This window comes from Rhodococcus sp. IEGM 1366 (assembly GCF_033142425.1).
GTDB lineage: Bacteria > Actinomycetota > Actinomycetes > Mycobacteriales > Mycobacteriaceae > Rhodococcus_F > Rhodococcus_F globerula.
In genome coordinates this window covers 641,382-652,250 of sequence record NZ_JAWLRZ010000003.1, presented here as the reverse complement: position 1 = coordinate 652,250, position 10,869 = coordinate 641,382, and the positions used below count along the sequence as shown (strand labels likewise).

8 protein-coding genes and 1 rRNA gene are annotated in these 10,869 nt (G+C 62.6%); 6 read left to right on the top strand and 3 right to left on the bottom strand.

Translation table 11 applies throughout. The annotated features are described in order from the left end of the window. Positions 1 to 143 precede the first annotated feature (143 nt). Positions 144 to 260 (top strand): 5S ribosomal RNA (rrf, locus tag R4P64_RS12780). A 155-nt stretch (positions 261 to 415) separates the two neighbouring features. Here the strand turns inward: rrf and R4P64_RS12775 are convergent. Next, positions 416 to 1,801, bottom strand: a complete 1,386-nt coding sequence (locus R4P64_RS12775; protein WP_317821073.1) for a PLP-dependent aminotransferase family protein — start codon at positions 1,799 to 1,801, stop codon at positions 416 to 418. Positions 1,802 to 1,851: 50 nt separating this feature from the next. Between R4P64_RS12775 and R4P64_RS12770 the strand changes: the two genes are divergently transcribed. Genes R4P64_RS12770 through R4P64_RS12750 form a run of 5 tightly spaced genes read left to right on the top strand, consistent with a single transcriptional unit; the run spans position 1,852 to position 5,520 of the window. Continuing rightward, positions 1,852 to 2,307 (top strand): carboxymuconolactone decarboxylase family protein, encoded by a 456-nt coding sequence (locus R4P64_RS12770; RefSeq protein WP_033236276.1) that lies wholly within the window; start codon positions 1,852 to 1,854, stop codon positions 2,305 to 2,307. A 27-nt stretch (positions 2,308 to 2,334) separates the two neighbouring features. Further along, positions 2,335 to 3,132, top strand: a complete 798-nt coding sequence (locus R4P64_RS12765) for an SDR family NAD(P)-dependent oxidoreductase (protein ID WP_317821071.1) — start codon at positions 2,335 to 2,337, stop codon at positions 3,130 to 3,132. Between the two features lie 34 nt (positions 3,133 to 3,166). Further along, positions 3,167 to 3,811, top strand: coding sequence for a GntR family transcriptional regulator (locus R4P64_RS12760; protein WP_092805972.1), 645 nt, complete (start codon positions 3,167 to 3,169; stop codon positions 3,809 to 3,811). Next, on the top strand, positions 3,811 to 5,085 hold the full coding sequence (locus R4P64_RS12755; RefSeq protein WP_317821069.1) for an MFS transporter: 1,275 nt from the start codon (positions 3,811 to 3,813) through the stop codon (positions 5,083 to 5,085). Before R4P64_RS12760 ends, R4P64_RS12755 begins: the two co-directional genes overlap by 1 nt. Positions 5,086 to 5,115: 30 nt before the next feature. Then, positions 5,116 to 5,520, top strand: coding sequence for a DUF4259 domain-containing protein (locus tag R4P64_RS12750; RefSeq protein ID WP_141486602.1), 405 nt, complete (start codon positions 5,116 to 5,118; stop codon positions 5,518 to 5,520). Positions 5,521 to 5,541: 21 nt separating this feature from the next. Here R4P64_RS12750 and R4P64_RS12745 read toward each other — a convergent pair whose 3' ends face one another. Continuing rightward, positions 5,542 to 6,873 (bottom strand): M1 family metallopeptidase, encoded by a 1,332-nt coding sequence (locus tag R4P64_RS12745; RefSeq protein WP_095888122.1) that lies wholly within the window; start codon positions 6,871 to 6,873, stop codon positions 5,542 to 5,544. Then, on the bottom strand, positions 6,858 to 10,775 hold the full coding sequence (locus R4P64_RS12740; protein WP_095888123.1) for a Pls/PosA family non-ribosomal peptide synthetase: 3,918 nt from the start codon (positions 10,773 to 10,775) through the stop codon (positions 6,858 to 6,860). The genes R4P64_RS12745 and R4P64_RS12740 overlap by 16 nt, the downstream gene beginning before the upstream one ends. Positions 10,776 to 10,869: the final 94 nt, after the last annotated feature.

The window sequence follows — 10,869 nt, the reverse complement described above, 5'->3', positions numbered from 1 at the left end:
CAAAGAAGCTACGCGTCCACTGTGCGGTATCTGAAACAACACACAGATACCTTGAATTCGATTCCCCATCATTCACCGACACTTGTCGGTGGATGTGTGGAGGATCTGGTTCACGGTTAGTTACTGTGACAGTTTCATAGAGTTACGGCGGTCATAGCGAAGGGGAAACGCCCGGTCCCATTCCGAACCCGGAAGCTAAGCCCTTCAGCGCCGATGGTACTGCACTCGACAGGGTGTGGGAGAGTAGGACACCGCCGAACACAACTTGAGAAAGCCCCCCAACATTGTTGGGGGGCTTTTTCGTGTCCCCGAAACACCCCCGGGATCGAGCGAACGGTACACCCGTCGCCTCGGATCGACCGAACGTACCGTTCGCACCATCACGGGCGGGGCAATCGAGGCGAACAGGACGCTGTTACAGCGCTGATTCCAATGTCTCGCAGAGCATTTCGAGTGTCCGAGGGTACTGGGACGGCGATGGCGTGCTGTAGCCGACAACAATGCCGTCGGAGCCGGCGGAAGGCGCGTCGGGGTGCCGGAATGTTGACAGCCCTTCAAGTCCGAGGCCGCGCGAATTCGCGGCAGCCATCACGGATTGTTCGCTGCCACGGGGCAATCGAACTACGGCATGAAGTCCCGCGGAGATCCCCTCGACCCGAACTTCGGGTACTCGCGCAGAGAGGATCGCAACCAGTTGATCGCGTCGTTGTCGGTAGGAAACCCGCATCTTCCGAATGTGAGTGTCGAACCGTCCTGACTCGATGAAGTCTGCCAGCGTCAGCTGATCGGTTGAACTGACCCAACGCTCGTACGGCCCTTTGACCTCGAGTACCGGTTCGATCAATCTGTCCGGCAACACCATCCAGCCGATACGAATGGCCGGCGAGAGGGTTTTGCTCGCGGTTCCGAGGTAGGCGACGTGTTGTGGGGCGATCCCCTGTAGTGCGCCGACGGGCTTTCTGTCGTAACGGAATTCACCGTCGTAGTCGTCCTCCAGTATTACTCCGCCAGTGCTCGACGCCCATTCGACGGCAGTTGCCCGTCGTGCGGGTGTGAGCGGTCCGCCGAGTGGAAACTGGTGCGTCGGCGTCAGAAGTGCGGCTCCGGCGGTAGTGGATGCCAATTCGTCTGTGCACGTGCCTGATTCGTCAACCGAGATAGGAACGGTTCGTATGCCCTCGTCGATCAGTAACTTCCGGTGTAGATGAAGACTGTAAGCATCCACTGCAAATTTTCCGCCGAGGGTGCGGGCTAGAAGCGCGATCCCGTGACCTGAACCGGCGCTGACCACTATTCGATTCGGGTCTACCCGCACCCCTCTGGTTCGGCCCAGGTACCCGGAGAGGGCATTGCGAAGTTCGACGCGACCTCGGGGGTCGGTGGCGCCAAACGCGTCGTTAGGTGCTGCGGTCAAAGCCCGTCGGGCAGACGAAATCCAGGCAGAACGAGGAAAAGCTGATACGTCAGGCGATCCGGGCATCAAACTGTGTGTGAAGCGCACTGTCGATGGTGCGGGCGCCGCGTCATTGCGGGAGTCCGCGAGCGAAGCGACGACGGTGCCGGAGCCCTGACGTGTCGCGAGCCACCCGGCTGCGGCGAGTTCGGCGTAGCAATCGGCTACGGTGTTTCGCGCTATGCCGAGGTCGTGTGCAAGAGTGCGCGACGGCGGGAGTCTGGTGCCAGGCTTCAAGACACCGCCGTCGATCGCGTCGCGAAGTGCCTGCAGAAGCGCTGCTTTGACGCCGACGCCGTGCGGCAGTTCGATGTGCAGATCGAAACCGAGATTGGCCCACGAATTCACTCGCAAATTGAACCATGTTTGAGGGGCATTGCGAGATTATCGTTCTAGGTATGACAACAACAGGGCAACGACTCAACATCGCACAGCTGGCACCCGACGTTTACAAGGCCATGGTCGCGCTGGACAGTGCTGCACGTAAGGGCCTGGATCCCACACTGGTCGAGTTGATGCTGACGCGTGCGTCGCAGTTGAATCATTGTGCATGGTGCTTGGACATGCACACACGTGATGCGCGCAAAGCCGGCGTGACGGAGCAGAAGCTGTACCTGCTGAACGCATGGGAGGAAGCCCGGGATCTCTACTCCGACAAGGAGCGCGCAGCCCTCGCATTGACGGAGGCCGTCACAGTTCTCACCGACGGGTTTGTTCCCGACGCCGTGTACAACGAAGCGGCTGAGCACTTTGCCGACGCCGAGCTGGCTCAGCTCATCAGTGTCATCTTGACCATCAATGCATGGAACCGCATTGCCGTCACTTCGCGTATGGCACCGCCTGTCCGGGACTGATTCCCCTCGTGTGGATAGTCTCGCGGCATGGATCTTCGACTTTCGGGAAAACGCGCAATTGTTGCTGGTGGTAGCAAGGGGATCGGGCTTGCGATCGCCAGAGGTTTGGCCGAGGAAGGCGTCGATCTCGCGATACTTGCCCGAACAGAACAGTCAGTGACCGACACGGCCCGAGAACTGGCGTCGGAGTTCGGGATTCGAGCAATCGGTGTGGCCGCCGATACGCGAGACGACGACGCAATTCAGGCGGCGGTACGTGAGGTTGTCGAGACGTTTGGTGGCGTCGACATTTTGGTCAACTCTGCGGCGACCCCGTGGAGCGCTGGTAGGCCAACGGATTTCTGGTCGACGACCGACGATGTCGTGCGGGGAGAAGTCGAGGTGAAGGTTCTCGGCTATCTCCGTACGGCCCGGGCAGTCGCCCCACACATGGTGGCGCAGGGCTGGGGCAGGATCATCAACATCAGTGGCCTGGGCGCGCGTACCGCCACCTCGATTGCGCATACGGTGCGCAACGTCAGTGTCTCGGCGCTGACGAAGAACTTGGCCGACGAGTTGGGCCCCAGTGGAATCAATGTAACGGTGGTTCATCCTGGAGTGACTCGAACCGAACGACTGAATGCACGGATCGAAGACGAGATAAATCTGACGGGGCAATCGCTCGCCGAGGTGGAAGCGGGGATTGCCACCAACTCGATTCGCAAGATCGTCGACGCCGCCGAGGTGGCCGACGTCGTCACGTTCCTGGCGTCGCCGCGCAGCGTCGCGATCACGGGTGACGCGGTTGCTGTCGGCGGCGGTATTCCGGGGCCGGTGTACTACTGACCTGCACGGAAGAGTATAAATACATCTTGTGTCTATGTTGCATTCCACGGCGGAGTCGGTATTCCGCGAAGTGAAGGAACTCATCCTGTCCGGGGAGTTACCCGGTGGTGAGCTCATCAGCGAGGGCGAGATCGCCAGTCGAATGGAGTGCAGTCGTACTCCCGTGCGTGAGGCGTTTCTGCGGCTCGAAGCCGAAGGGTGGATGCGCCTGTACCCGAAGAAAGGCGCATTGATCGTCCCCGTGGCGGACGGCGAGGCCGAGCATGTGGTCGCGGCGCGGCAACTGGTAGAGACGCAGAGTGTGCGTGTTGTAGCTGACCGACCGCAGGCTCGCAGCGGATTGATTGCAGCTTTGCAGGCGAGCATGGCCGAGCAGCGCGAGCTAGCCGACGGCGGCGACGTCGCAGCATTCAGCGCCGCCGACGCAGATTTCCATAAGATGATCGTTGCTGCGGGTGATAACCCTCTGCTCGATACCTTCTACGCCGGTCTGCGGGATCGACAGCGGCGCATGACGGCACGATCGATCTCGCTCGACCCCGGCAAGCTCCCCAGGATTCTCGAAGACCATGCCGAACTGGTCAGCCTTGTCGAGGCCGGCGATGCCGATGCATACAACGACGCGGTGCTGGCGCATATGCGTCGTGTTCATGGTCTCGGACTGCGCGGAGGCCTGTGATGAGCGTCGAAACCCTGTTGTCGAACAGGTCAACGGAAAATCGTTCTGCCCGAGCCTGGCTCATGGTTGCCGCCAGTATGTTCGCAGTTGCCTGGGGCGGCAACGAATTCACACCGCTGTTGGTGATGTACCGAATCGACCACGGCTATTCGCCCGTGATGGTCGACTTCTTCCTCTTTGCCTACGTAGTAGGGATCGTTCCTGCGCTCTTGCTCGGTGGCCCGCTGTCCGATCGGCTGGGTCGACGCCCGATCATGCTCCCGGCCCCGTTCATCGCGATCGCAGGCTCGACGCTGCTGGCTTTCGGAGCAGATTCCGCAGCCGTCCTGATTGTCGGACGTATTCTCTGCGGTATCGCGCTGGGTATCGGAATGGCCGTCGGCGGTTCCTGGGTGAAGGAACTATCTGCAGCTCCTTGGGATCCGGATGCCACCGAGGGCTCTGGTGCCAGGCGTGCCGCGATGAGTTTGACCGCTGGTTTTGCGTTGGGCGCGGGCTTCGCCGGCGTGTTGGCACAGTGGGCGCCACTGCCCAGCGCGTTGGCTTATGTCTTGCATATCGTGATCACTGTGCTTGCGGGAGTTGCCTTGTGGCGAGCGCCCGAGACTCGTGGCGCGCAACCGAAGACCGAGCGTCGACGGTTGATCGACGACCTGAAGATTCCGTCGGCAGGTCATCGCCGATTCCTGTACGTAGTTGTTCCGTTGGCGCCGTGGGTGTTCGGAGCAGCAAGTGTCGGGTACGCAGTCATCCCCGCGCTGATGACCGGCCACAGTGGCAACGCGCCGGTCGCCTTCTCGGCGTTCCTCTGTGTTGTTGCCTTGGCCTGCGGATTTGCGATCCAGTCCCTCGGACGCAAGATCGACACGAACAGCAGTGCACGTGGCGCCGTCGTCGCGCTGGTGTTCCTGGTAATCGGAATGGCTGCAGCGGCCTTGGTGGCGTCGACGCTGACAGTTGCCGCCGCGATTGTTGCGGCTGCGATCCTGGGCTGCGGGTACGGAATGGCGTTGGTGTCCGGCTTGCTCGAGATTCAGCGCATAGCCGGGCCGGATGACCTCGCCGGTCTGACTGCGGTGTTCTACTCGATCACCTACATCGGGTTCGCGGTTCCGGCGGTCTTGGCGATGCTGTCGGAAAGCATTCCGGCGCTGAGCTATACGGCAACCCTGTTGTTCGGCTCTGCGGCAGCTGCGGCCTGCCTCGTACTCGTACTGTTCAAATCCCGGTCGCATCTCCCGGCGGATGAATCGGCTATGGTCAAGGCGGGCTGAGCCTGGCCCACGAATCAGGAGGAATACTCAATGGGGACTTGGGGTTCGGGACCGTTCGAAAACGACGCGGCCGGCGATTTGCTTGTGGCGGTTCGGGCCGGTGAGTTCGACATCGCCGATTTCACCAGCCACGTCGACGACGAGTACGTCGAGGTGGACGATTCGCAGGCAGCAATCGCGATCGCTGAGATTGTTGCGGTGGCACATGGACTCCTACCGGCCCCTGAGCAACTCGACGGTATCGATGCCGTTGCCTACACCGCGTCCTTGACCCCGGAGCAGCGCGAATGGATTCTCGCGACACTCGAACGCACAATTGCCGACCCCGAAACCTCCGAACTCTACGAGTTGTGGGCCGAGAACGGTCCGGAAGATGTCGAGGAATGGCGGGCGCCGATCCTGAAAAGGTTGGAGAGCCTCAAAACCCTGAGCTGAGGTTGGACCGGTCGATGCGGCTCAGGTCCGGCGCGGTAGGGGTTTCTGATTGAGCCACGCGTCCCACAGTGGACGCAGCGGGATGTCGGTGAATCGTGATGCCAGATCGGTGAACTGCTCGGTGCTGACAGTGCTGTGGCGGTGCTTGGTAGTCCACTGACGGAGGAGTTCGAAGAACTTGTCGTCTCCCAGAACCCCGCGCAAAGTGTGCAGGGTGAGTGCGCCGCGTTTGTAGATTCGATCGTCGAACATCATGGCCGGCCCGGGATTGCCGAGGATGAGATCCTGAGGCTTGCGCATCAGTCCTTGATAAGCGTTGGCCGCAAGGGCTTCGGACGATGGGCCACCAGAGTTCTCGGACCAGATCCACTCCGCGTAACAGGCAAAACCTTCGTGTAGCCAGATGTCGCACCACGCGCCGATCGTGAGGCTGTTGCCGAACCACTGGTGTGCCAACTCGTGTGCGACAAGGCGTTCGGAGCCGCGTCGGCCGGTGCAGTGATTGGCGCCGAAAATCGAGAGCCCCTGTGCTTCGATGGGAATCTCGAGTTCGTCGTCGGTGACCACGGCGGTGTAGTCGGCAAAGGGGTACGGGCCGAACAGTTTGCCGAAGACGTCGAGCATCTGCGGCTGGCGTGAGAAGTCGACGTCGAACTCGTTGTGCAACCGGGGTGGATGAACCGCGAAGATCGGGACCCGGCCGGAGCTGACCTGCCGATGCTCGTACTGCCCGATCTGAATGGTCGCCAAGTAGGTGGCCATGGGCTCGGTCTGCTCGTACACCCAGGTGGTTGCGCTGGCGCGGGTTTGCTTGCGCACCAATGCGCCGTTGGCGAGTGCGTAGAACGGGGAATCGGTGGTGATCGAAATGCGGTACGACGCTTTGGAACTGGGGTGGTCGTCGCACGGGAACCACGACGCGGCCCCGTTGGGCTGGCTCGCGACGAGGGTTCCTTCGGTAAGTTCTTCCCAGCCGACTTCACCCCAGAGACCTTTGATGGGTTCGGGGTTTCCGGTGTACTGAACGGTGACCGAGAGCGCTCCGCCGGCGGGAATCTTGGTGCCGGGCGTGACGATCAGCTTGTTGTTCTGGCGGGAGTACTTGGCGCCGCGGGCGCCGTTGACCGACACCTTGGACACCTGCAGGTTCTGGGCAAGATCGAAGCTGAACTTGGATCGGTTCTCGGTGGTGACGGCGGTGATGACGGCTTTGCCCGCCAGACGGTTACTGAAAACCTTGTAGGTCAGTTCCAATTCGTATCGGGATACGCGATATCCGCGGTTGCCGTTCTGCGGCAGGTAGGGATCGATCGGCTCGTCGAGCATCTTGTTCGGCTTCACGAAGCCGCCCATGGGGCAATGGGGTTGCCCTGCCACCGGGTCGACGGCGGAACGGTGTCGCCTCGCATGACCAATGATGCAGGTCCGACGGTTGCGCCTGCGCCGATTCCGGCTGCGGGTAGCGCGACACAGTGTGGTCCCAGCGTTGCTCCGGCTCCCAAGGTGACGGTGTCCATGGCCATAATCCGATCATGGAAGAGGTGAGTTTGCACGACGCACCCCCGTTCGACGGTTGCCCCGTCACCCAAAGTCACGAGATCTGCTTCGGGTAGCCAGTACGACTCGCACCAAACCCCTTTGCCTATTTTGGCGCCGAGTCCGCGCAAGAAAATGTTCAGTACGGCAGTGCCAGTTGCTGCTCGTGCGAACCAGGGCGCCGCGACAGTCTCGACAAAGGCGTCAGCAACCTCGTTGCGCCAGACGAAGGAACTCCAGAGCGGATGCTCCACCTTCTTGATCTTGCCGACGACAAGCCACTTGGCCGCGACGGTGATCGTCCCGGCAACGGCGCCCGCGATCAGCAAGACGACGCCACTGAGCAGAGCGGCGAACCAGAATCCGACGGCGCCGGCGAGGGCTTCGAGTGCAAACAGCACGCCAAGGCCGATGCCGAAGGTGACCATGACGGGGATGAGTCGGCAGGTTTCCACGACGCCGCGGGCGATCTTGAGACGCGTCGGGGGATTGAAGGTGCGGGCCGCGTCGGTGTCTCCGACTGCACGACGCAGGCGCACGGGCGGGCTACCGAGCCAGGAGGATCCGGACTTCGCCTTCGACGGCGTCGCGGACAACACCGCAACAAGCCCGTTCTTGGGGACGCGTCGGCCGGGGGCGGTCATTCCGGAGTTGCCGAGGAATGCGCGCTTGCCGATCTTGGCGTGCTCGATGTGCATCCAGCCGCCGCCGAGCCCGTAGCTGGCGACCATGGTGTCGTCGGCGAGGAACGCGCCGTCTGCGACGGTCGTGAACTTGGGAAGGAGCAGGACGGTGGACGCTTCGACGTTCTTGCCGATCTTGGCGCCGAGGAGGCGCAACCAGCCGGGCGTGAGCAGGCTGGCGTACAGCGGGAAGAGGAAGGTGCGGGCGGAGTCGAGCAGACGCTCGGTGGCCCAGACCTGCCAGCCGATCCGGCTGCGGACGGGGTGGTATCCCTCGGTCAATCCGATCGACAACAGGCGTACTGAGACTAGCGTGATGACGGCAAAGACCAGCAGGCTCAGAATCGTCGCGAAGGGAAGCATGATGAGCGACTGGGCAATTGCGCTACCGAGGGTTTCGGTGTTGCGAATCCACCAACCGATCAACACGATGCCGGCAACGAGAGCAAAGATCGGGACACCGGCAAGGAAGACGGACGTGATGCCGTACACCGGAACCCAGCCGGGGGCGCGCTTCGGATGTTCCGACGGCCAAGGATGATTCGCTTTGCCGACCTTGGTGGCTGGCGAACCTGCCCACTGCTGATTGGCTTTCACCCGGCCGAACACAGCTGATCCGGGTTCGACGACGGCGCCGCGTCCGACACGGGCACCGGGCAGAAGTGTGGAACGCGATCCGATAGAAGCACCGGCCCCGATCTTGATCTCGCCGATATGAATGAGATCGCCGTCGATCCAGTGACCGGACAGGTCGACTTCGGGTTCGACGGAGCACCCGTCGCCGAGTTCGAGCATGCCGGTGACGGGCGGCAACGTGTGCAGGTCGACGCCGTGGCCGATGTCGGCTCCGAGGGCTCGCGCGTAGTACAACATCCACGGTGCGCCCGAAAGATTCGCTGCGCCACTGGCTTCGGTGAGTCGCTGAGCAATCCACAGTCGCATGTGTTCACTGCCGCCGCGCGGGTAGGTGCCCGGCTGCAGGTTTCGCAGCAGCGCTCGGGTACCGATCACCGCGATGGTCATACGGCCGATCGGCGTGATGAAGACGATGAATGCCAACAGAATCCACCACCACGAGACCGTCGGCGCCCAGCTGACGTCGACGAACCACGCGAGAACGTTGTTCGCGATCGCGATCCAGGTAACCCACTGGAGTCCGGCCAGGGTGGTGATCGGAACCGTTGCCGCAACCTGAGCCAGTTGGGTTTTCAGAGGCGTGGGCGTGACGATACGTGGTTCGACGGTTTCCGTAGGAGCCAATTCGTCGAGGTATTCGGCCAGGGACCCCAACCGTGGATGATCGTAGAGCTGGGCGACGGTGACCTCGGGGAAGCGTTCGCGTAGTGCCGTCACCAGCTGCGCCGCGGAGAGTGATCCGCCGCCCACTTCGAAGAAATCGTTGTCGAGGCCGGTGATCTGGGCGCCGAGGATGGAACCCCACAGTCCCGCGACCCAGGCCGCGGTTCCGTCGAGTCCGAGTGCGGCTCCGGCATCTTCGCCGGCACCGGGCAGGGGCCAGGGGAGAGCGTTGCGGTCGACTTTGCCGGAGGTACGCGTCGGGAGTTCGTCCATCAACGCCAGACGCGGGACGAGCGCTGCCGGCAACTGTTCGCTGAGCGTCGCGTGTGCGGCCTTGAGATCGAAATCGGGGTCGGTGCTCGCGATGTATCCCACGAGTATTTGGTTTCCGGCCGCAGTCTTCTTGACCGCGGCTGCGGCACCACTGACACCGGGAAGGTTCTGCAGCGCGTTGTCGACCTCGCCGAGTTCGATCCGTCGGCCACCGAGCTTGACCTGATCGTCGGCCCGGCCCTGGAACATGAGCCCCTCGAGCTCGAGTCGGACGAGGTCGCCACTGCGATAGGCACGCTCCCAACCGAGCGAGGGCATCGACGCGTACTTCTCGGCGTCCTTTGCCGGGTCGAGATAGCGGGCGAGGCCGACGCCACCGATCACCAGTTCGCCCACCTCCCCGACTGCGACGGGGTTGTTCTGAGCGTCGACGACTGCGAGGTCCCAGCCGTCGAGGGGGAGACCGATGCTGACGGGACTCTTGCCGTCCATCAAAGCCCCGCACGCAACAACCGTCGCTTCGGTGGGTCCGTACGTGTTCCACACCTCGCGGCCTTCGACGGCCAGGCGTTCGGCCAACTCGGGCGGGCAGGCTTCACCGCCGAAGATCAGGAGGCGGACAGCTTCGAGGGCCTCGGCCGGCCACAACGACGCCAACGTGGGAACAGTGGAGACGATGCTGACGTCGCGGGAGACCAGCCACGGCCCGAGGTCCATGCCACTGCGCACGAGTGATCGCGGTGCGGGAACCAGGCAGGCGGCATGACGCCACGCGAGCCACATTTCCTCACACGACGCGTCGAAGGCGACGGACAGTCCCGCGAGAACACGGTCACCGGGCCCGATCGGCTCGTCCTGAAGGAACATGCGGGCCTCGGCGTCGACAAACGCTGCGGCATTGAGGTGGGTGACGGCGACGCCCTTGGGTGTGCCGGTGGACCCGGAGGTGAAGATGATCCAGGCGTCGTCTTCGGGCAGGGGATCGCGCACGGGTGGGTGCTCCAGCCGCTTCGGTGCCGTGCCAGGCCCGATGCCGTCACCCGTGATGATCGCGGCTACCTGGGCTTCACCGAAAACGAGTTCGGCGCGCTCTTCCGGATCATCGGCGTCGACGGGTACGTAGGCGGCGCCGGCCGCGAGGATCGACAGGATTGCCACGTACAGCGAACGCGAACCGGACGGCATCCGGATGCCGACGCGATCACCCGCGCCGACTCCGGCATCGGCGAGCCAGCGCGCGCCCTGTTCGATTTCGCCCAGCAGTTCGGCGTACGACAGCGTCGTCTCACCGTCGTCGATGGCAGGTGCTTCGGGGTTGGCTTGCGCGGATGCCCGCACGATGTCGATGAGGGTGCGCGGCGCAGGTGCCTGCGTCGAGCGGAGAAATACGGACGGAATCCCGAAAGACGATTCCGTTTCCGCGTGCGGCTGGAGTGGCAAACCCGTTGATCCTGTTCTGCTCATGAATCTCAGTCGTGCGACCTGTCGAGTTGTTATCTCATGACAAGTTTGCGAGTTGGTGAACAGTTCTGCCTAATGCAACATGCCGACGCGGCGC